The organism is Ferdinandcohnia jepli, from assembly GCF_047246645.1.
In the GTDB taxonomy this organism is placed as follows: Bacteria; Bacillota; Bacilli; order Bacillales; family Bacillaceae_L; genus Ferdinandcohnia.
On the sequence record NZ_JBFOKR010000008.1, the window covers coordinates 58,446 to 81,447 of the forward strand.

The window sequence follows — 23,002 nt, forward strand, 5'->3', positions numbered from 1 at the left end:
TAAACATACTCCATTAGGTAGATAAAATAGTTCAAAAGTATAGTTTCTGCTTGGTATAGGAAATTTGATGTTGTGAATGAAGTATTTCTTGTTGAAGATCTATGAAATGTATATTAGGCTTCGAAGAACATGTTGTATCGTTGAAATACTAGGATTCACCACCATCTCCTTTCATATCAGTATTATCGGCACTAAGTGGCCGTTTCCCCTATACTACCTGTTTTGCCAAAGTGTTTCATGGACATACCATTTATTTTAAGAGGTATCTTTGGCACCTATATTATAACGTAAGAAAACCGCTCTTCCAAATTACATAACTGTAAAGTAGAGTGAGAGCGGCTTACGTATATATTCGAAGGCATGCTTCGAAGTATTCAATTTATTTGACGTACAAATTCATAAAAAGTTTCAGGTGTTTTTTACGCTTTACCTGAAGAACCAAATTCACGCATTTTACCTTTAACTGTTTCTTTAATTGCGTCACGAGCTGGACCTAAGTATTTACGTGGGTCATATTCATTTGGTTTTGCTGCAAGCACTTCACGAACTGTTTTTGCAGAAGCGATTTGATTTTCTGTGTTAACATTGATTTTTGCTGTTCCTAAAGAAACCGCTCTTTGGATATCTTTTGTTGGAATTCCAGTTCCACCGTGAAGTACAAGTGGTAATCCAGTAAGATTTCCGATTTCCTCCATCTCTTTGAAACCAAGGTTTGGTTCACCTTTGTAAGGTCCGTGTACAGAACCAAGAGCTGGAGCTAAGCAATCAATACCAGTACGTTTTACTAGCTCTACGCATTCTTGAGCGTCCGCATAGATTACGCCCTCAGCAACAACATCATCCTCTTGTCCACCAACAGTACCAAGTTCTGCTTCAACAGAAACTCCGTGGAAATGTGCTAACTCAACAACTTTCGAAGTAATTTCAACATTTTCTTCAAACGGATGGTGAGAAGCATCGATCATTACAGATGTAAAACCAGCATGAATTGCTTTTGCACATGATTCATAGCTTGAACCATGGTCAAGGTGAATAGCAACTGGAACTGTAACGTTATAGTCTTCAATAAGAGCTGTAACCATTGCTACAACTGTTTTGAATCCACCCATATAACGAGCAGCACCTTCAGAAACACCTAAAATAACTGGTGAATTTTCTTCTTGTGCAGCTTGTAAAATTGCTTGTGTAAACTCTAAATTATTTAAATTAAATTGACCTACTGCATAACCTTCTGCTTTCCCTTTTTCAAGCATTTCTTTCATTGAAACTAAAGGCATGTGAAGTCCTCCTTTTGTACCGTTTTTTATAACCATTCCATCATTTCGTATCACAATTAGAATGACCTTTTTAAAATAATAATATGTAAAATGATAATAGAAATTGATAGACAACCGGCCTATTAAAGCTTCACGTTCAAAAAGGAGTTAAACCGAACGCAGTAATTCTGCTCTAGTTCTTACGTGACTTCTTGAACAATCTAGTAAAAAGCCTTATATCCTATGGAATAGCTATATTACAGTACATAGCATATCAACAACATCTTGATTCCGCAATAGTCTTGACTTCAGTGAAATACCACGTAACCGTTTCCAATCTAAGCACAATGCCCTTTAACATATTTTTGTCTTTTTTAGGACATTTTTCACAATCTTATTTTACGATTTTAAAGGAATATGCTTTCTCACCGCTTCACGAATTTCATCAATGTCAAACGGCTTTGCAAAGTGAGTAATTGCTCCTAAATCCTTTGCCTCTTGAATCATATCCAATTCCCCATAGGCTGTCATAATAATAACTCGGATTTCCGGATCAATTTTTTTCAAGCGTTTTAGGATTTCTATCCCATCCATACCCGGGATTTTCATATCTAATAAAACTAAGTCTGGAGAGTGTTTTTGGACGATATCGATAGCCTGTACTCCGTTTGCTGCTTGGAATGTCTTATAACCTTCTTTATGAAAAACTTCATTTAACAGTATTCGTATTCCGTATTGGTCATCAACAATTAAGATCTTATCTGACACTCTAAAACCCCCCTTATTCTGCTAAAAAATTATGTATGCTCCATTAGATGTAAAAATGCTATTACTCAATGGTTTCACTCATTAAACAATTTTATTCTACCTTAAATGGTAAATCTCCTTCTTTTTTGGAAAGAAATCTTATTATTTGTCAAGTGCTGTAAGATGGTGAATAAGTGCTGGATACAAGGTTTGGTGATTTCCGCTCCTGGCACTCGCTCCAAACACCCTTTTGAAAACCTAGCTTGTAGATTAAAAACCTTCCCGTTTAGATTTAAAAATGAACAGAACTACTAAATCAATCTATTTAAAAAACTATATCAGCATACAATTTCCTCTTTTTTTGTAAAACCGTTATACTATTGGTACGATTTTAAGTAAGGAGTTGAGCAATATGCTAAAAATATTTACGACCCAATTACAAGGGCATTTTAATAGGATTATGGATAAAGAAGAAATGAATATCGAGGATAGTGCAAGAATCTTATCACAAGCTGTCATTAGTGATGGTACCATCTTCGTTCATGGATTTAATGAAATGAACGCTATTACAATCGAGGCGATTCAGGGACCTGAACCCTTACAGTCTGCTAAACCATTATTTAAAAACGGTGAACAAGCACAAATTGAGGATGTAGATCGTGTATTGATTTTCACTAGATTCTCAACAGATGAGGAAGCAATCACACTGGCCGAGCAATTACAGCAGCAAGGTGTTCAAACTGTTGGAATATCAGCTATCGCAAAAACAGAAAGTGACCGAACCCTGGATCAAATTGTTGATGTACATATAGACAGCAAGCTCACAAGACCACTTTTGCCAGACGAAGATGGAACTCGCTTTGGCTTTCCAAGTATTATGACGGCGCTATATGCTTACCACGGCTTGTCTTTTACAATAAAAGAAATGGTTGCAGAATTTGAATAAAGAAAAAACTCGGCGATTGCCGAGTTTTTTTGTGTCTTAAAAGTTAGAGTCTAGATATTTAAACTTAGTTTTCTATGTCTAGCTCCAGCGCCTAGCCAGTTTTCCTACCAGAATATGCTTCTTCGAGTATCTTGCGCAAAAAGCTTTGCTTTTTAAGCAGCTCGAGGTCGCTTCACCCTTCCTGCGGCGGCAACACTAAGGAATGCTTCGTGAGGATAATCCCCGCAGGAAAAAAGCTTTGCTTTTTTTCGAGCCTCCTCGTCAGGGTTCCAGCGCTTGTCGGGGCTGACCAAGGCGCTTACGCATTTCACATTTTTTCGCCATTCACAAGTGAAGCACGGATAAATTCTCTAAATAACGGTTGTGGACGGTTTGGTCTTGATTTGAATTCTGGGTGGAATTGAGAAGCCACAAACCAAGGGTGATCTTTCAACTCAATAATTTCAACAAGACGTCCATCTGGGCTTGTCCCAGAGAAGATGAAGCCTGCTTCTTCCATTGCTTGACGATAATGATTGTTAAATTCATAACGATGGCGGTGACGCTCATACACCACTTCGTCATTGTATGCTTCAAATGCCTTTGTACCTTCAATAATTTTACATGGATATAATCCAAGGCGAAGTGTTCCACCCAAATCCTCAACATCCTTTTGTTCAGGTAGAAGGTCAATGATTGGATGTGGAGTTTCTGGCATAATTTCTGCTGAATGCGCTCCATCAAGTCCTAACACGTTTCTAGCAAATTCAACTGATGCTAACTGCATTCCAAGACAAATTCCTAGTAACGGAGTTTTAGTCTCTCTTGCATATTTCATTGTAGCGATTTTACCTTCAATTCCACGGTCACCAAATCCTCCAGGAACTAGGATACCATCTGAACCACCAAGTAATTCCGCTACATTTTCCTCTGTAACATCCTCTGAATTTACCCAGTTAATATTAATATCTGAATCAAACGCATAGCCAGCATGTTTTAATGCTTCTGCAACAGAAAGATAAGCATCCTGCAGCTCTACATATTTACCTACTAATGCGATATTCGTTGTCTTTGTAAGATTCGTTACCTTTTCAACGAGCTTAATCCAGTCAGTCATATCCGCTTCTTTGCAATCAAGTTGAAGATGTTCGCAAGTAATTTGATCGATATGCTGTTCTTGAAGCGCTAATGGGATTGAATATAATGTTTCTGCATCACGACATTCAATAACGGCTTTCTCCTCAATGTCACAGAACAGAGCAATTTTATCCTTCATATCTTGTGAAATTTCCATTTCAGTACGAAGAACAATTACATTTGGTTGAATACCAAGGCTACGAAGCTCTTTCACACTATGTTGAGTTGGCTTAGTCTTCATTTCCCCTGCAGCTTTAATATAAGGAACTAGTGTACAGTGAACATACATTACATTACGTGCACCAACATCACTTTTAATTTGGCGAATTGCTTCTAAGAATGGAAGTGATTCAATGTCTCCAACCGTACCACCGATCTCAGTAATAACAACATCGGCATTCGTTTCACGACCTGAACGAAAAACACGCTCTTTAATTTCGTTTGTGATGTGAGGAATAACCTGTACTGTTGCTCCTAGGTAATCACCACGTCGTTCTTTCTTTAAAATTGTTTGATAAATTTTACCTGTTGTAACATTGCTGTACTTGTTTAGGTTAATATCAATAAAACGCTCATAGTGACCTAAGTCTAAATCCGTTTCAGAGCCATCATCGGTTACGAACACTTCACCGTGCTGATAGGGACTCATTGTTCCCGGGTCCACGTTAATGTATGGATCGAACTTCTGGATTGTTACATTCAACCCTCTGTTTTTTAATAAGCGCCCTAGTGAAGCAGCAACAATCCCCTTCCCTAAGGAAGAAACAACTCCACCAGTTACAAAAATATACTTTGTCATCTTGCTTAAATCCCCCAATCTATGTATTAGTTAAAGTTTGCTCCAAAAATAAAAAAGATATAAAGAGAATGTGAAACGGTATGTGTCACTTCAATCAGTGCAGGTACGAATAACGGTTCCTGTCACCCACTGCTAGCATTCTCAAACAAGTCTGTAAACACTACCTAAGTATTCACCTATACACCTTTTCTACATCTTGCAATGGTGACAGGCACCCAAAGCACTGTTCAAATTCTAGCTGATGTACTACTCTCTATACTCCATATTTTTACAAACCCCAGAAAAAATAAAAAACGCTCCTCTTACGAATGTAAGGGAGCGAAACATTTATATGTTTTCGTTAGATACTCATTTTTTAAAGAGCCCAAAAATGATTCTACCTACTTGTGTTGTAAAAGTCAAGATGAACTTACGTACTTAATTAGAGGTCTTCGTCCTCGTCCTCTTCTAGTAATTCATCCTCTTCTTCATCTTCGTCTAGATCATAATCGTCATCTTCTAATAACTCTTCTTCGTCTTCGAAGTCTTCATCATCATCTTCATCGATATCATCGAAGTCATCCTCTTCGTCTTCATCTTCATCGAGGTCATCAACATCGTCAATATCATCCTCTTCGAAATCATCTTCTTCATAATCTAAATCATCTTCATCAAGATCGTCGAAGTCAATTAAATCATCTTCTTCAACAGCTTTCTTCTTCGCCTTTTTCTTCTTAGGCTTAACAGTATGAGTAACTTCTTCATCAATTTGCTCATACGGATACCATGTACGTAGTCCCCAGCGGTTATCTCCTAATGTGATAAAACGGCCATCTACGTTTAAGTCTGTATAAAATTGAGCAAGTCTTGCTCTAAGTTCCTCTTCAGGTAATGCTAGGTGCTTTTGTACTTCGTCAACTAGATCTTGGAATGAAATTGCATCTTTTCTGCCAAGAAACACTTCATATGCTACTTCAAGCATGGACATTTCTTTTATTTGCTCTGGTGAGAATTGTTCCAAACTCATCAAGGCACTCCCTTTCTATGTATAACTTATCTACTAATTATGATAGGTACCTGCTGTTATGTAAAAAAAAGAAAAGTACTTTAAAAATAATACTCTGTAAAATACATATCATTCATTATAAACAAAATCAACCTATTTATGCCACTCTTATTATTTTTTAAAGGCTGAGCATGTATATTTTTCTGCTCAGCCTTTCGTGTAAATCTATTTTTTCTTTTTGTTGGCCATTTCTAAAAAAGATTGCTATATGTCTTTTTATTTTGAGAGTAAGAGGTATAAAGATTGTGACTTCCGCTCCTGGCACTCGCTTTCCGCGGGCGGACCGTGAGCCTCCTCGTCGTTACACTCCTGCGGGGTCTCACCTGACTTGCACAGGACAAGGAACGCTCCGGCAGCATAAGCATCGCACGAAGAAAATGCAAAGCATTTTCGAGGAGTCTCGTGCCATGCGCTGCAATCACACTGTAAATCCTATTTTGTAATCTAAAAACAACAACAAAGTTTCCTTAACAGCCTTTTTAAAACCAACTTACATATTACGACGATACTGCCCGCCTACTTCATACAGCGCTTGTGTGATTTGGCCGAGGCTTGCTACTTTTACTGTTTCCATTAGTTCGGCAAAGATATTTCCGTTAGTGACTGCAACGTGTTTTAGACGTTTTAGCGCTTCGTCGATTTGGTCTTTGTTGCGTTCTTGGAACTCTTTTAGATTATGAATTTGAAGCTCTTTTTCTTCTTTTGTCGCACGAGCAAGCTCGATGTTATTTAAATCCTCTTCTGAAGGTGGATTTGGATTCAAGTACGTATTGACTCCAATAATCGGAAGCTCACCTGTGTGCTTTTTCATTTCATAATACATTGACTCATCTTGGATTTTACCGCGTTGGTACTGAGTTTCCATGGCACCTAGTACGCCGCCACGGTCGTCAATTCGGTCAAACTCTTGAAGAACTGCTTCCTCAACTAAGTCTGTAAGCTCCTCTATAATAAATGACCCTTGTAATGGATTTTCATTTTTCGTTAATCCATGTTCCTTCGTAATAATCATTTGAATCGCCATTGCTCGACGCACTGATTCTTCCGTTGGAGTCGTGATTGCTTCATCATACGCATTTGTATGAAGGGAATTACAGTTATCATGTAACGCCATTAGTGCTTGAAGCGTTGTACGAATATCGTTAAAATCAATTTCTTGTGCATGCAATGAACGTCCAGACGTTTGAACATGGTATTTTAACTTTTGGCTACGTTCGTTAGCTCCATACTTTTCTCTCATAACAGTCGCCCAAATACGTCTAGCCACACGGCCAATTACTGTGTACTCAGGGTCTAACCCGTTACTGAAGAAGAAGGAAAGATTAGGCGCAAAATCATCAATATTCATTCCACGACTTAAATAGTATTCCACATATGTGAATCCATTTGACAGTGTAAATGCAAGCTGTGAAATTGGGTTTGCACCCGCTTCTGCAATATGATAGCCAGAAATGGAAACAGAATAATAGTTTCGCACTTTATGGTCAATAAAGTACTCTTGAATATCCCCCATCATCCGAAGAGCGAACTCTGTTGAGAAGATACATGTATTTTGCCCTTGGTCTTCTTTTAAAATATCCGCTTGAACCGTACCACGGACAGTTTGTAGGGTTTTTGTACGGACCTCTTGGAATTCTTCAACTGTTAAAATTCTTCCTAACTCTTGTTCGCGCTTTTCAACTTGTTGATGAATGGCTGTATTCATGAACATCGCTAGAATAATAGGAGCCGGACCATTGATTGTCATTGATACTGATGTTGAAGGTGCACAAAGGTCAAAGCCACTATAAAGTTTTTTCATGTCATCTAACGTACAAACAGAAACCCCACTTTCACCAACTTTCCCGTAAATATCAGGTCGGTAAGCCGGATCCTCACCGTATAGCGTTACAGAATCAAACGCTGTACTTAAACGCTTTGCATCATCATCCTTCGATAAATAATGGAAACGGCGGTTCGTACGCTCTGGTGTACCCTCACCTGCAAATTGACGTTTTGGATCTTCACCTTCACGTTTAAAAGGAAATACTCCCGCTGTATACGGGAAAGACCCCGGAACATTTTCTTTATAAACCCAACGTAGAATTTCGCCGAAATCCTTAAAGCCTGGAAGTGCAACCTTTGGGATATCTAAGCCTGAAAGACTCTTCGTTTTTAAGATTGTTACGATTTCCTTATCGCGAATCTTCGTAATGAATTTATCGCCTTTATATGTTTCTCTTAAAGACTCCCAAGTATCTAATATCTTTTTAGATTCAGCTGAAAGTTTTGCTTCATACTCTTTTTGCAGTGCTTCTAGTGCAGTAAGTACCTCTTGGTTTCCGAGTTCCTTCACACTTTCTATTGTTCCAGAGATCTGGAATAGTTTACGAGCAACCTCAACTTGTTCTGCTGCCTTTTTATGATAGTTTCGAACTGTCTCAGAAATCTCACGTAAATAATAGCGGCGGTCATTTGGTATAATGACGTTTTGCTTGTGTACATCAGCAGATTTTTCAAAAGATGTAACCCAGTCTGTTCCCACCTTTTGGTTAATTCGATCCACAAGATTCGCAAACAACGCATTAGTACCCGGGTCATTAAATTGACTCGCAATCGTACCAAACACAGGCATTTCTTCAAAATCTTTTTCAAATAAAAGATGACTTCTTTGGTACTGTTTTTGAACCTGACGCTTCGCATCCTCTGAACCTTTACGTTCAAATTTGTTGATAACGATTAAGTCAGCGTAATCAATCATGTCTATTTTTTCAAGCTGAGATGGGGCACCAAACTCACTTGTCATCACATACATAGAGATGTCACAAACCTCTGTGATCTCCGCGTCACCTTGACCAATTCCACTTGTTTCAACAATAACCAGGTCAAAACCTGCAGCTTTTACAACGGCAATTGCATCTTTAATTGCAAGAGATAATTCTGATTTCGATCCACGTGTTGCAAGGCTACGCATATAAACTCGTGGTGAGAATATAGCATTCATTCGAATTCGGTCTCCAAGTAACGCCCCACCTGTTTTCTGTTTCGTCGGGTCAACAGATAGAACCGCAACCTTTTTATCATCAAACTCGTTTAAAAAGCGGCGAATTAGTTCGTCTGTCAACGAGCTTTTACCCGCTCCACCTGTACCAGTAATCCCAACAACCGGTACACTTTTTTCTAATCCTTTTACTTGCTTAATAATTGTTTCAGCTGCTGCCGCAGTTTCACCAGTTCCCTCAATTTGGTTCTCTGAAATTGTAATTAACTTCGCTACTGCCTGATAGTCCCCTTGTTGTAAAAGCTCGAGTTCATTCGTAAGCTCCGTATTTGTTGGATAATCGCACTCTTCAAGCATTCTATTAATCATCCCTTGAAGACCGAACTTACGTCCATCCTCAGGTGAAAAAATACCCGCAATCCCATACTCATGAAGCTCTTTTATTTCACGTGGGATAATAACTCCTCCACCACCGCCATAAATGCGGATATGAGATGCTCCACGCTCTTTTAAAAGGTCATACATATATTTAAAATATTCAACATGGCCACCCTGGTAGGATGAAATCGCAATGCCTTGCGCATCCTCTTGGATTGCTGCGTTCACAACTTCCTCCACAGAACGGTTATGACCAAGATGAATCACCTCTGCACCACTCGCTTGCAGAATACGACGCATTATATTAATTGAGGCATCATGCCCATCAAATAAGCTTGAGGCCGTTACAAATCGAACATGATTTTTGGGACGATAGACTTCAACCGTACTCATTGTTCTCCCCCGATCTTCTTTAAATTAGTATTTAAGGCTACTTATGATTTCCTGTTAGGCAAACTATGCGCTTTTTCATTAGATTTGAAGTAGTTCTACAATGAAAATAAGCTAATCCGACAATATCCCTCATAATTCGGTCATTCCAGATATTAATTCGAAACAATTACAAATTAATTCGGCAATAATTATGTTAATCCGGCAATAATTTAATTAATTCGCCAAAAAGCAATATTGACCACATCAGCATTAAGAAACCTACTCAATTCCCTTTAACAAAAGCTCTGTTTGTAATTCAATATATTCTTCCAGTGTATAAAGCTTACCCATTGCCCATCTTCGGAAGCCCCACATTTGGCCTTGAACAAAGATGTTGTGAGCAACCAGTTCTATCTGTTGTTTCGATAATTGGAGCTCGCCTTTTTTGACACAGCTTTCAATTACCTTTTCAAACATGCCAACCATTTCGAATTCTTTTTTCAATACATATGGCAGTGCTTCTTTCGAAAGCGATTTGGCTTCTTGGTACATAACAAGTACTTCATCCTGCATTTCATCCATAACACGGAAATAATAGTCAATCGCAAGCTTTAGGCTTTCGATGCTACCTTCTTTTGTGTTAATGGCTTGCTGGAGGCGGTCTTGAACCTGGTCATAGATGCTATCACAAACGAGGTAAAGCACATCCTCTTTTTTTCGAATATATTCATAGAGCGTCCCGATACTAAAGCCGGCCGCCTTGGCAATTTCTCTTGTTGTTGTTCGATGGAAGCCTTTTTCCTTAAAAAGAGTAACGGCTCCCTTGATCATCTGATCGCGGCGTTTTTTTATGAGACGTTCATCTTTTACAGAAGCAGGTACTTCATTTCTGCTCATCTCATCACCTCTTTTTTTGAAGAATGCAGTGAAAGTAGAATAGCTCTCTCACTGCATATAAACCATTTATTTTGTCAGCATTCTTGAAATAACTAGGCGTTGAATTTCTTGTGTTCCTTCATAAATTTGTGTGATTTTCGCATCACGCATATAACGTTCTACTGGATAGTCCTTTGTATACCCATACCCTCCAAACACTTGAACAGCTTCTGTTGTTACCTTCATTGCTGTGTCTCCAGCAAAAAGCTTCGACATTGCAGATTCTTTTCCGTATGGAAGTCCCTCTGATTCTAACCATGCAGCTTGATAGGTTAATAGACGAGCAGCTTCAACACTAGTAGCCATGTCAGCTAACTTAAAACCTACTCCTTGCTGTGCAGCAATGGGTTTACCGAATTGAACACGTTCTTTTGCATAATCAGTTGCTGCATCTAATGCACCTTGTGCAATTCCAACTGCTTGAGCAGCAATTCCGTTACGTCCGCCATCAAGAGTCATCATTGCAATTTTAAAGCCTTCTCCCTCTTCACCAAGTAAGTTTTCCTTTGGTACTCGGCAATCTTCAAAGATTATCTCAGTTGTAGGTGATGAACGGATACCCATCTTTTTCTCTTTCTTACCTACCGAGAAGCCTGGGAAGTCACTTTCTACAATGAAAGCACTTGTGCCTTTATGCTTTGAAGTTGGATCAGTTAACGCAAATACAACATAAATATCTGCTACTCCACCATTTGTGATAAAAATTTTCGAACCATTTAACACATAGTGATCACCATCAAGCTTTGCAGTTGTTCTCATTCCACCTGCATCTGAACCTGAACCTGGTTCTGTAAGACCGTACGCTCCAATTTTTTCACCTTGTGCCATTGGTCTAAGATACTTCTGTTTTTGCTCTTCGTTACCAAACTTGTAGATTGGCCAGCCTGCTAATGAAGTATGCGCAGAAAGAGTTACCCCAGTGGAAGCACATACTCTTGAAAGCTCTTCAACAGCGATACAATATGCTAAATAATCACTACCGATACCGCCGTACTCTTCTGGCCATGGAATTCCTGTTAACCCTAGCTCAGCCATTTTATCGAAAATTTCACGATCAAAACGCTCTTCCTCATCACGCTCAGCTGCAGTTGGCGCTACCTCGTTTTTCGCAAAGTCGCGAACCATCTTACGAATCATTTCATGCTCTTCTGATAACTTAAAATACATTAGTGTTCCCTCGCTTTTTAGTAGTTTGATAGTTAGTATGTCGTGGGACAGGTCACTTGTCCCATACCTCTTATAAATGCTTGCTAATCACAATTCGCTGTATTTCACTTGTTCCCTCGTAAATTTCAGTTATTTTAGCGTCTCTGAAAAATCGTTCGACTGGATAGTCCTCTGTATAACCATAGCCACCGTAGACTTGGATTGCTTCAGTTGCAACTTCCATTGCGGTCCTAGATGCAAACAACTTTGCCATTGAGGCTTCCTTACCACAAGGCAATTTTTGTTGTTGTAAAAAAGCTGCTTGATACACTAGAAGTTTTGCTGCTTCAACATTTGTTGCCATATCAGCAAGCTTGAAGCCGACTCCTTGCTGTGCTGCTATTGGCTTCCCGAATTGAAAACGACCTTTTGCATATTCAACCGCATGCTCAAGGGCTGCTTCTGCAATTCCAAGCGCTTGAGAGGCAATACCAATTCGGCCAATATTTAAGTTTGCCATTGCTACTTTAAAGCCCTCACCCTCGGTTCCGAGTAAATTCTCTGCAGGTACCTTTGCATCTTCAAAGGTAATCTGTACAGTACGTGAACCGTGTAATCCCATTTTGTGCTCATCTTTTCCGATAATGAATCCTGGTGTGTTTTTCTCTACGATAAAAGCTGATATACCTTTGCTTCCCTTTTCAGTCGGGTTTGTACGGGCGAAAACAATGTATACATCTGCTTCTCCACCATTCGTGATGAAAACCTTTGACCCATTTAGGATGTAGTGATCACCTTGTTTGACTGCTTTTGTTTTTAAACCAGCAGCGTCCGACCCTGCACTAGGCTCCGTTAAGCAAAAGGCTCCTAGATATTCACCGCTCGCTAGCTTTGGTATATATTTTTGTTTTTGCTCTTCCGTTCCGAAATACAGAATTGGATTTGTCCCAACTGATGTATGCACAGATAATATAACCCCAATTGTTGCACTGACCTTCGAGAGCTCGTTGATTGCAATAATATAGGATGTAAAATCCATCCCAGACCCTCCGTATCCTTCAGGAACGGTAATTCCCATAAGGCCAAGTGACGCCATCTTCGTTAGAATATCTCGAGGGAATTCTCCGTTCTCCATTCGCTCGATAAATGGTGAAATTTCTTTCTGCGCAAAATCGCGTACCATCTTTCGCATCATTTCTTGTTCTTCTGTCCACTTAAAGTTCATGCTGTTTCCCTCCAGTATGGATGGATCTTGGTGTGGTGGGTTTTTAAATAGAGTTGTCACCCTGTTTTCCCCCTACCCTTCATATGTGTAGAAACCACGTCCCGATTTTTTACCTAACCAGCCCGCTTTTACATATTTACGAAGCAATGGACATGGTCTGTATTTGTCATCTCCAAATCCTTCATGCAAGGTTTCCATAATATATAGACAAGTATCAAGACCAATGAAATCTGCTAAAGTGAGAGGCCCCATCGGATGGTTCATTCCAAGCTTCATTACTTCATCAATTGCTTCCTTAGTTGCTACACCTTCATACAGTGTATAAATCGCTTCATTGATCATCGGCATTAGAATACGGTTTGATACAAAGCCCGGGAAGTCATTTACTTCTACAGGAACCTTGTTAAGAGTTTTCGTCATGTCTTCAATGACCTGGTATACTTCGTCGGCAGTTGCTAAGCCACGGATAATTTCTACTAGTTTCATAACTGGCACTGGATTCATAAAATGCATACCAATTACTTTCTCTGGACGTTTTGTTGCAGCTGCAATTTCTGTAATTGGTAGTGAGGATGTATTTGTAGCTAAAATTGCGTTCTGAGGTGTAATTTCATCTAGTTGTGAGAAAAGCTTTGTTTTAATGTCCATGTTTTCAATTGCTGCTTCGATGACAAGATCAACATCACTTGCGTTGTTTAAATCGATTGATGGAGTAACTCTTCCTAGTGTGGCAGACATGTCATCTTCGCTCATACGACCCTTTTGTACCTGGCGTGATAAGTTCTTCGATATCGTTCCAAGACCGCGGTCAACAAACTCTTGTTTCAGGTCATGTAAAATGACATTATATCCAGCCATCGCGCATACCTGGGCAATACCTGAGCCCATTTGACCTGCACCAATGACCATTACTTTGTTTATATTCATATCCTTTACCTCCCGGGAATTCCGGTGCCTGTCATCCGACGCTAGTATTCCAAAAAAAGTTATTATGAGAAACTTTATTTTCGATACTGTACTTATTTGACATCTTGCGTCGGTGGCAGGCACCCCAAACTCTGTATTCTTTCTTGCTTTTATACTTTATCTACACCTCAACCATAATCGCGTCGCCCTGGCCACCTCCACTACAAATTGCAGCGATTCCAATACCGCCTCCACGACGTTTTAACTCATGGATAAGTGTTATGATAATGCGAGCTCCACTTGCACCAATTGGATGACCTAACGCTACCGCACCACCGTTGACATTTACTTTCTCTGGGTCAAGGTTGGCAATTTTTCCACTTGTTAGGGCAACTGCTGCAAAAGCTTCGTTAATTTCAAATAGATCAATCTCATCTACCGTCTTACCTGTTTTTGTAAGAAGCTCATTAATGACTAGACCTGGTGTTTTAGGAAAATCCTTTGCTTCAACAGAAATTGCCGCATGAGCTAAAATCGTTGCCAACGGCTGCTTGCCTTCACGTTTCGCTCGTTCTTCACTCATCACGACAAGTGCCGCTGCTCCGTCATTTACACCCGGTGCATTGCCCGCCGTAATAGTGCCATCTGCGTTAAATACAGAAGGCAGCTTTGCTAGTTTTTCAAAGGTAGTGTCTGATCGAGGTGCTTCATCACGGTCGACAATGGTGACTGCACCTTTTCGTCCTTTTACTTCAACAGCTACAATCTCTTCTGAAAACTTTCCAGCTTCAATCGCTGCTATCGCTCGCTCATGACTTCGATATGCCCACTGATCCTGTTCTTCGCGAGAGATTGATAGTTCTTCTGCAACTTCATTACCGTACGTTCCCATATGAACACCCTGGAAGCTGCACGTTAAACCATCATGGACCATTAAGTCCTTTACCGGTGAATCGCCCATTCGAAGACCGAAACGTGCCTTCGGTAAAAAGTATGGTGCATTGCTCATTGATTCCATTCCGCCTGCAACAATTACTTCCTCGTCACCTGAACGGATAATCTGGTCGGCAAGAGTTACACTACGTAATCCTGAAGCGCATACCTTATTAATGGTTTCCGTTTTCACTTCCCACGGCAGACCAGCTTGTCGTGCCGCTTGCCTTGAAGGAATTTGTCCTTGACCGCCTTGTAAAACTGTTCCAAAAATGACTTCATCCACTTCACTTCCATCGATTCCAGCTCGTTGTATTGCTTCTTTAATTGCAATGCCGCCAAGCTCTGATGCTGTTAATGCACTAAGACTACCACCAAGTTTTCCAAACGGAGTACGAACACCACTTACAATTACTGACTTCACCATGCTCCAGCCTCCTTTTTTATTTCATGCCCATCCGAAACCGCTTACATATTTTCGACTGAACGCTCGCTCGATATTGTTTGAAAGAAGGAGGCGTACAAAATGTACACCTCTCTCATTCTTATATTCTATAAATCTATTATGCATTTGGTAAATAAATACTTATTAAATATATTTTACCACATTTGGTGCCTGTCACCCACGGCTAATTTTAAAAATCGATTATGTTGTGAAATCCAAGTACTAATCAAAATACTTTTATACACCTTGCCGTGGTGACAGGCACCACCAATTCTGTACACTTCTTACCTTCTTACCCATTCACCATCTACGAAGCAAGTTCCTTCTTTTCACCAACAACGGATTTTTCAAGAATTTCAGCGATATCATATGTGCCTACTTGTTCTTCGACTTCTTTTGCCTTCGTACCGTCACTCAACATCGTTAAGCAGTAAGGACAGCCTGAGCTGATCGCAGTTGGATTCACAGCAAGGGCTTGCTCTGTTCTTGCTACGTTAATACGGCTTCCTGTGTCTTCTTCCATCCACATGAGCCCTCCACCAGCTCCACAGCACATACCTGTTTCACGGTTACGTTCCATTTCAACCAATTTCACACCAGGAATTTGTTTTAAAATTTCACGTGGCGGATCGTACACATCATTGTATCTTCCTAGATAGCATGAATCATGCCATGTAATTGTTTCATTAACCGCATGTTTCGGAACAAGTCGCCCTTGCTTTACAAGGTCGTATAGAAGTTCTGTATGGTGATATACTTCTACATTTTCAAGACCCATATCTGGATATTCATTTTTGAATATATTATAAGCATGTGGGTCAATGGTTACGATTTTCTTCACTTCTGCTTTTTCAAACTCAGCAATATTGTTTGCTGCAAGCTCTTGGAATAAGAACTCGTTTCCTAGACGACGCGGTGTATCTCCAGAGTTTTTCTCTTTGTTACCGAGGATTGCAAACTTCACGCCCGCTTCATTCATAAGCTTTGCAAATGAAAGTGCGATTTTTTGGCTACGGTTATCAAATGCTCCCATTGAGCCAACCCAGAATAGGTACTCAAACTCTTCTCCAGCTTTTTTCACTTCTTTTACAGTTGGAACATGTACGTCATCACGTACTTCACGCCAGTTTTCTTTTTCCTTACGGTTAAGACCCCAAGGGTTTCCTTGACGTTCAATGTTTGTCATTGCACGTTGTGCATCTGCATCCATCTTACCTTCAGTAAGTACAAGATAACGACGTAAATCAATAATCTTATCAACATGCTCGTTCATAACCGGACATTGGTCTTCACAGTTACGACATGTCGTACAAGCCCAGATTTCTTCTTCTGTAATAACATCGCCAATTAGGCTTGGGTCATAAGCAAATTCAGTTGTTGCAGCTGACTCGCTTACACCTTTTCCAGCAGAAGCTAGTGCTAATTGATTTCCTTTTGTATGAGAAAATGCAACAGCAGGAACCCACGGAACACGTGATGTTACAACTGCTCCTTTTTCTGTTAAATGATCACGAAGCTTTAAAATAAGGTCCATTGGTGACAGCATTTTTCCTGTACCAGTTGCTGGACACATATTTGTACAACGTCCACACTCAACACATGCATATAAATCAACTAATTGGGTTTGTTTAAAGTCCTCTATTTTTCCAACACCAAAGGTCTCTTGAGTTTCATCTTCAAAATCAATTTTTTCAAGCTTACCAGGGTTGGAAAGACGACCGAAATATACATTTGCTGGACCTGCAATTAAGTGCGCATGCTTTGATTGCGGTACATACACTAAGAATGTTAATAAGAATAATAAATGAATCCACCAAGCGATGTAGAAAATAACAATCGCAACTGTTTCACTTACTCCGCTAAGCAGCATTGCAAAAAGTGATGCAATTGGCTCTGTCCATGCTGTTTCATGGCCATGCCAAACCATCCCTGCACCATTTCCTAGTAATACTGATAGCATTAAACCGCCGATGAATAATAATACAAGTCCTGATTTAAATCCTCTTTTGAGTCGTACTAGCTTTTCAACATAACGACGATGGAATGCCCAAACAACCGCAACTAAAATCATTAATGTTACAATCTCCTGGAAGAATGTAAATCCAGGATATAGCGGTCCTAAAGGAAGATGAGAGCCTGGATTTAAGCCCTTCCATATAAAATCGATTGCACCAAATTGTACAAGAATAAATCCATAGAAAAACATGACGTGGATGATTCCACTTTTCTTATCTTTTAATAGCTTTTTTTGTCCAAAGACATTTACCCAAATTCTTTCTAAGCGTTCTTTTACTTTTCCGTCAAATTCAACTTTTTTACCGAGCTTAATATACTCAATACGCGTTTTTATTAAGTACGCAAAAAGATATAAAGCGTAAGCGGTTACAGCCAAAAATGCAAGAAGATTAATGATTAAGAGGGTACTCATGTGTTCGAACTCCTTTCTTCTGATGTGTTGGTAAACGCTTGCTTTTTCGCAAACATTTGTAATGAAATTAATTTTCTGACTACAAAGTTCATACCTCCATTATATAATGAATGAGCATTCAGTCAATATTTTTATGTAACAAACTTACACATTATGAAATATTACCTGCATTTTTCGTTAAAACTAAGTAGACGACTTCTGAGGAGGGGTATTTTTTGATATTTGTCGTTGGGTTTGTCCTAGTAATACTTATTCTATTACTGCTACTCCGCCTTGATTACAATCTTGGGAGAAAAAGTCACATAAACAAAGCAACACCTCGTGAATTTCCTTTACGAAAAAGTGATTTAACCTTTTTTAAAATGGGCGAAAATTTATTTTCTGACCTTTTCACCGAGATTCGACAAGCAAAAAGTCATATTCATATCGAATTTTATATTATGCAGGATGATGATTTTAGTAAGGAATTTGTTTCCCTCTTAATGGACAAAGCCAAACAGGGAATTGAAGTTCGTCTACTTTTGGATTGGGTTGGAAGTAAAAAAGTAACAAGGAAGCTGGGTACTATGCTAAAAAGTGCTGGTGTTTCATTAGCTTATAGTAACAAACCTTCCTTACCTTATTTCTTTTATAAATTAAATAGCAGGAATCATAGAAAGGTTACAGTTTTAGATGGTAAGATTGGCTACATTGGTGGATTCAATATTGGAAAGGAATATTTGGGCAAGGATGAGCAGTTCGGACTGTGGCGAGATTATCACTTAAAACTGACCGGTGAAGGTGTAGCCGACCTTCAAAAACAATTTCTGAATGACTGGTTTGAGGCAACTGATCAAGTTGTCACAAGCCAAGAAGCGTATTATCCAACACTTCATACGGGTAAGAGTGAGATGAAACTTATTGCTACTGATGGAGTCTATCTTGAGGAATCCCTGGTGAAATTGTTGAATAGTGCCAACGAGCAAATCACGATTGGAACACCATATTTCGTTCCGGGAGATGGCTTGAAAAAGGCACTTATAGATGCTGTAAATAGGAATGTCAGCATACGAGTATTAATTCCAAAAAAAGCAGACCATCCACTTGTAAAAGAAGCTGCGATTCCGTTTATCGATGAATTATCAAAATTGGGCATCCGCTTTTATGCATTCACTAAAGGGTTTTACCATGCGAAAGCAATATTAATTGATAATGACATTTGTGATATAGGAACAACAAACTTTGATCAACGAAGTCTTTATTCTAACTTTGAAATTAACTGCCTGGTTTACGACAAGGAATTTATTGAAATAGTAAAAAAACAAATTGACGAGGATTTCTCGTCTGCAGATGAAATCACAAGCGAAAGACTTGAAGAACTTAAAGAACAATATAAATATAAAATTAAACTCGCATCACTATTTCAGCACTTTTTGTAAAGATGATTCAACAGTATATTTCTGAGGAGGACATTTGTGTTTTTATGGTGCCTGACACCATTGGGGATATTGTGGAGTTTGTGGACAAGTATATGCTCATGGATTTAGGGGGGAATTGTATGAGGGTTAGGTTTGGGTATGTTTCGACTGCGTTGTCGTTGTGGGAGTGTTCGCCTTCGAAGACATTGACTTTCACGAGGTGGAAGGCGATGCCTAAGGATGAACGGATGGAAAAGCTGATTGATGTAACGGGGCAGAACCTTAAGAACACGTTGCGAATGTTGCATTACAATGTAGCCCATGAAATTGAATTATATCGAATGTCTTCCTCTATCGTTCCCCTTGCGACACATCCTGAAGCAACCTGGGATTACAGAACTATTTTCAAAAAAGAATTGCTCGAAATTGGAGAATTTATTAAAAAACAAAAGCTTCGTGTAAGCTTGCATCCTAATCAATACACATTATTTACTAGCGAGAAAAAGCAAATAACAAAGAATGCTGTTCTAGACATGCAATATCATTATGATTTATTTGAAGGTATGGATATAGTTAATGAGGACCGTGTGAATATTAATATTCATGTCGGTGGTGCCTACGGTGATAAAACAAAAGCTCTCGAGCGTTTCCATAAAAACATTAAGCAGCTGCCAGAGATTGTAAAGCAGAAAATGACCCTTGAAAATGATGACAAAACCTATACATCTCTAGAGACTCTTTCGGTTTGCCGTAAAGAAAAGGTACCAATGGTCTTTGACTATCATCATCACATGGCCAATCTTGGTGAAGAAGAACCTGACCTAAACCAGGTAATTTCTGATACATTCGCAACGTGGAGCAATTGGAGTATCCCACCCAAAGTCCATATCTCATCACCAAAATCAGAAAAAGAGTTCAGAAGCCATGCTGACTATGTAAGCCTAGATTTTATCATGCCGTTTCTGAAGGCAACTAAGGAATTACAAATCGACTACGACATTATGATAGAAGCAAAGCAAAAAGATAGATCACTTATTAAACTAGTCGATGAAATATCAAAAATCCGAGGAATCAAACGAAAAAGCGGAGCATCGATTGAGTGGTAAGCGCGAAGGGTGACGTTGAAATTTTCGGTAGTGTCCACCCCAGAAAGACAAATGTCTTTCTGGGGTGCCTGACACCAATTATGTAAACTGTAAACTAACCTTATTATTTTGGACCAAAGGTAATGAGTGGAGCAAGCCATTGAAATAGTTTGAAGCCAAGGTAGATTCCGATTATGCCGGTTACTCCTGCTAGTGCTGGGGGTGCCGGGATTGGTAATTTGAGTAGGGCAAATAGGAATCCGACAATGACTCCAGTTATTAGTGCTAATAAAACTTCTTTCATACATATTTCCTCCTATTTCTAATCTAGTTTCATTATTCCCGACAAAAAGACCCTCTACTCTTTAAGTGAGGGTCTTTGTTGGGGTTTCACATATCGTGTCTATCACCCACTACTAGTATTAGTTAGTGGTTTCATCATTTTAGATAGTATATTACTTTTGGTTATCTTGTAGTGGTGACAGGCACTCAAAACTCTGTACATTTTCTTACTTACGTACGTTTAGTCAAATTCACTTTGGACTGCAGTTTTACATTTTCTCAGGTGCAGATACCCCAATAAGCTTCAATGAATTTTGTAGTGTAATTTGAACTGACTTCATCAAGGCTAAGCGTGCTTTTGTTTTATCTAGATTTTCCTGGTCAAGTACTTTTTCTGCATTATAGAAGCTGTGTAATGCAGCTGCTAGCTCGTTTATATAATTTGTAATACGGTGTGGAATGCGTTTTTCAGCCGCTTCAGTAACCGCAGCAGGAAACTCCCCAAGCTTTTTCAAAAGGTCAATTTCCTTCTCGGAATTAATGTACTCAAGTGCATATTGACCATCTAAGGAGATATTCAATTCCTCGCCTGAACGCAGCATGCTGCAAATGCGTGCATGAGCATATTGCGCATAATACACAGGGTTTTCAGTTGATTGGGAAACTGCTAAATCCAAGTCAAAATCAAGGTGAGTATCAGAACTTCTCATTGCAAAGAAATAACGAACCGCATCTAAGCCTACTTCTTCAATAAGGTCTCGCATTGTAACAGCCTTACCAGTACGTTTACTCATTTTCATTTTTTCACCGTTTTTATAAAGGTGAACAAGCTGGATAATTTCTACTTCAAGAGTGTCCTTTTCATATCCAAGCGCCTGGATTGCAGCCTTCATACGCGGAATATATCCGTGGTGATCTGCTCCCCAAATATTAATCAGCTTTTCAAAGCCACGTTCTAGCTTGTCCTGGTGGTATGCAATGTCAGGAGTTAGATACGTATATGAACCATCATTCTTAATTAATACACGATCCTTGTCATCTCCAAATGTAGTAGAACGGAACCATGTAGCCCCTTCTTCTTCATAGATGTGACCTTTATCTTTGAGAGCACCAAGAGCTCGATCAATTTTACCGTTGTGATAAAGAGATGTCTCTGAATACCATACATCAAAACCTACACGGAACTCCTCTAAATCCTTTTGAAGCTTTGCCATCTCATATTTCAAGCCGTATTCACGGAAGAAATCAAAACGTTCTTTTTCGTCTACGTTGATATATTTATCGCCAAATTCTTCAGCAAGACGTTGCCCAATTCCCACGATATCCTGGCCGTGGTATCCGTCCTCAGGCATTTCCATTTCCTTGCCTAATGCCTGCATATAACGGGCTTCTACAGATAAAGCTAGATTATTAATTTGGTTACCGGCGTCATTAATGTAATATTCACGAGACACATCATAGCCCGCTTTTGCCAACACATTACATAATGAGTCACCAACCGCTGCACCACGAGCATGTCCTAAATGCAAATCACCAGTTGGGTTCGCAGAAACAAACTCTACTTGTACCTTTTGGTTGTTTCCAAAAGTGGTTTCTCCATATGCCTCTCCGGCTTCCAAAATAGCAGGAACTAAATCAGTTAGATAAGAATTGTTCATGTAAAAATTAATAAAGCCTGGTCCGGCAATTTCAATTTTTTCAATTGATGCTTTTGATTTATCAAAGTTTGAAACAATTTCTTCAGCAATCATACGTGGTGCCTTTTTAGCAACTCGTGCTAGCTGCATCGCCATATTTGTCGCATAATCACCGTGTGCTTTTTCTTTTGGTAATTCTAAAACAACTTCCGGTATTTGTTCCTCAGTTGCGAGATTTGCTTTTAACACAGCGTCTTTTATCTCTGTTTTTAAACGTTCTTTGACTTGGTCAACAACATTCATTTAGATTCTCTCCTTAAAATTGATGGTTATGGCGTATAATCCCGATTTTTCACCTTGCAGTGAAAGCTCATATGTTAAAAATAATGATCCCTTTTGCGAGTTTTTGTACCATTTATATTCAATATTGTTCGTTTTGGTTGTTACAAGAAATGTGCCCATTTCATTTTCATACGAACCATTTGTTACTTCATTCTTTCGGTACACCTGTCTCATTTTCACACTACCAGATCGCAGGATCAGGACTTCACGATCTGAAATCTTAATTATCGTTTTAACAGGACCTATTTCTTGCTTCTCTTCAAAGGCTAAATATGTATTGTTACCCTTTATGTAGTATAGACCATTTGCATCAAAAGCAACATTCTCTTTTCGCAAACCGTCCTTTATTTCCGTTACAAACTTCAATTGAATGGGTGTTCCATTTTGTGAAACAGCACTCATTTCAACACATCCCTATATCAAATGCCGGATTTGCGCACAATTTTTTCGGGCTTGCTCAAAATTCCCTCTGAAAAATTGTGACATGCGCCGGAGGCTTTTCCTTTTTTCAGTGGTTTAAAGCACAAACTGAAATAATTACCCTTACTCTATTTATCCCACTAGTTAAATAGATCGCTGAATATAGTTAAAAACTAGTCTT

Annotated in this window: 17 protein-coding genes; 3 read left to right on the forward strand and 14 right to left on the reverse strand. The window is 39.2% G+C overall.

All coding sequences use genetic code 11. The features are described from left to right. Nucleotides 1-419: 419 nt before the first annotated feature. Both AB3M96_RS09895 and AB3M96_RS09900 read right to left on the reverse strand, forming a co-directional pair. The gene (locus AB3M96_RS09895) at nt 420-1,277 is read right to left on the reverse strand and encodes a class II fructose-bisphosphate aldolase (RefSeq protein ID WP_412967440.1); all 858 of its coding nucleotides are present in this window, start codon (nt 1,275-1,277) and stop codon (nt 420-422) included. Between the two features lie 378 nt (nt 1,278-1,655). Further along, on the reverse strand, nt 1,656-2,024 hold the full coding sequence (locus AB3M96_RS09900; protein WP_412967441.1) for a response regulator: 369 nt from the start codon (nt 2,022-2,024) through the stop codon (nt 1,656-1,658). A gap of 391 nt (nt 2,025-2,415) precedes the next feature. Here AB3M96_RS09900 and AB3M96_RS09905 point away from each other — a divergent pair, with 391 nt between their 5' ends. Continuing rightward, nucleotides 2,416-2,949, forward strand: coding sequence for a DUF2529 domain-containing protein (locus AB3M96_RS09905; RefSeq protein ID WP_412967442.1), 534 nt, complete (start codon nt 2,416-2,418; stop codon nt 2,947-2,949). Nucleotides 2,950-3,256: 307 nt separating this feature from the next. On the opposite strand, the gene pyrG is transcribed toward AB3M96_RS09905, so the two are convergent. From pyrG to AB3M96_RS09950, 9 genes are all read right to left on the reverse strand, one after another. Continuing rightward, nucleotides 3,257-4,864, reverse strand: coding sequence for a CTP synthase (pyrG, locus tag AB3M96_RS09910; RefSeq protein ID WP_412967443.1), 1,608 nt, complete (start codon nt 4,862-4,864; stop codon nt 3,257-3,259). A gap of 421 nt (nt 4,865-5,285) precedes the next feature. After that, entirely contained in the window at nt 5,286-5,870 is a 585-nt protein-coding gene (gene rpoE / locus AB3M96_RS09915; RefSeq protein WP_412967444.1) for a DNA-directed RNA polymerase subunit delta, read from the reverse strand. A 529-nt stretch (nt 5,871-6,399) separates the two neighbouring features. Beyond that, nucleotides 6,400-9,660 carry a fused isobutyryl-CoA mutase/GTPase IcmF gene (gene icmF, locus AB3M96_RS09920; RefSeq protein WP_412967445.1) on the reverse strand — a complete coding sequence of 1,087 codons (3,261 nt, stop codon included), beginning with the start codon at nt 9,658-9,660 and terminating at the stop codon, nt 6,400-6,402. 258 nt (nt 9,661-9,918) lie between these two features. Beyond that, complete coding sequence (locus AB3M96_RS09925; protein ID WP_412967446.1) at nt 9,919-10,536, reverse strand: TetR/AcrR family transcriptional regulator; 618 nt, start codon at nt 10,534-10,536, stop codon at nt 9,919-9,921. A 66-nt stretch (nt 10,537-10,602) separates the two neighbouring features. Beyond that, complete coding sequence (locus tag AB3M96_RS09930) at nt 10,603-11,742, reverse strand: acyl-CoA dehydrogenase (RefSeq protein WP_412967447.1); 1,140 nt, start codon at nt 11,740-11,742, stop codon at nt 10,603-10,605. Nucleotides 11,743-11,812: 70 nt separating this feature from the next. Beyond that, the gene (locus AB3M96_RS09935) at nt 11,813-12,946 is read right to left on the reverse strand and encodes an acyl-CoA dehydrogenase (protein ID WP_412967448.1); all 1,134 of its coding nucleotides are present in this window, start codon (nt 12,944-12,946) and stop codon (nt 11,813-11,815) included. Nucleotides 12,947-13,018: 72 nt separating this feature from the next. Next, the gene (locus AB3M96_RS09940) at nt 13,019-13,873 is read right to left on the reverse strand and encodes a 3-hydroxybutyryl-CoA dehydrogenase (RefSeq protein ID WP_412967449.1); all 855 of its coding nucleotides are present in this window, start codon (nt 13,871-13,873) and stop codon (nt 13,019-13,021) included. Between the two features lie 160 nt (nt 13,874-14,033). Then, a complete protein-coding gene (locus tag AB3M96_RS09945; RefSeq protein WP_412967450.1) occupies nt 14,034-15,212 on the reverse strand; it encodes an acetyl-CoA C-acetyltransferase in 1,179 nt (392 codons plus the stop codon). A 325-nt stretch (nt 15,213-15,537) separates the two neighbouring features. Continuing rightward, nucleotides 15,538-17,658 (reverse strand): (Fe-S)-binding protein, encoded by a 2,121-nt coding sequence (locus AB3M96_RS09950; RefSeq protein ID WP_412967451.1) that lies wholly within the window; start codon nt 17,656-17,658, stop codon nt 15,538-15,540. Nucleotides 17,659-17,873: 215 nt separating this feature from the next. Here AB3M96_RS09950 and cls point away from each other — a divergent pair, with 215 nt between their 5' ends. Together cls and uvsE are read left to right on the forward strand one after the other, a co-directional pair. Then, nucleotides 17,874-19,076 (forward strand): cardiolipin synthase, encoded by a 1,203-nt coding sequence (gene cls, locus AB3M96_RS09955; RefSeq protein WP_412967452.1) that lies wholly within the window; start codon nt 17,874-17,876, stop codon nt 19,074-19,076. 119 nt (nt 19,077-19,195) lie between these two features. Continuing rightward, complete coding sequence (uvsE, locus tag AB3M96_RS09960) at nt 19,196-20,161, forward strand: UV DNA damage repair endonuclease UvsE (protein ID WP_412967453.1); 966 nt, start codon at nt 19,196-19,198, stop codon at nt 20,159-20,161. Nucleotides 20,162-20,264: 103 nt separating this feature from the next. Here the strand turns inward: uvsE and AB3M96_RS09965 are convergent, their stop codons facing one another. From AB3M96_RS09965 to AB3M96_RS09975, 3 genes are all read right to left on the reverse strand, one after another. Further along, on the reverse strand, nt 20,265-20,444 hold the full coding sequence (locus AB3M96_RS09965) for a XapX domain-containing protein (RefSeq protein WP_412967454.1): 180 nt from the start codon (nt 20,442-20,444) through the stop codon (nt 20,265-20,267). A 247-nt stretch (nt 20,445-20,691) separates the two neighbouring features. Then, complete coding sequence (argS, locus tag AB3M96_RS09970; protein WP_412967455.1) at nt 20,692-22,362, reverse strand: arginine--tRNA ligase; 1,671 nt, start codon at nt 22,360-22,362, stop codon at nt 20,692-20,694. Beyond that, the gene (locus AB3M96_RS09975) at nt 22,363-22,803 is read right to left on the reverse strand and encodes a YwiB family protein (RefSeq protein ID WP_412967456.1); all 441 of its coding nucleotides are present in this window, start codon (nt 22,801-22,803) and stop codon (nt 22,363-22,365) included. Nucleotides 22,804-23,002 lie beyond the last annotated feature (199 nt).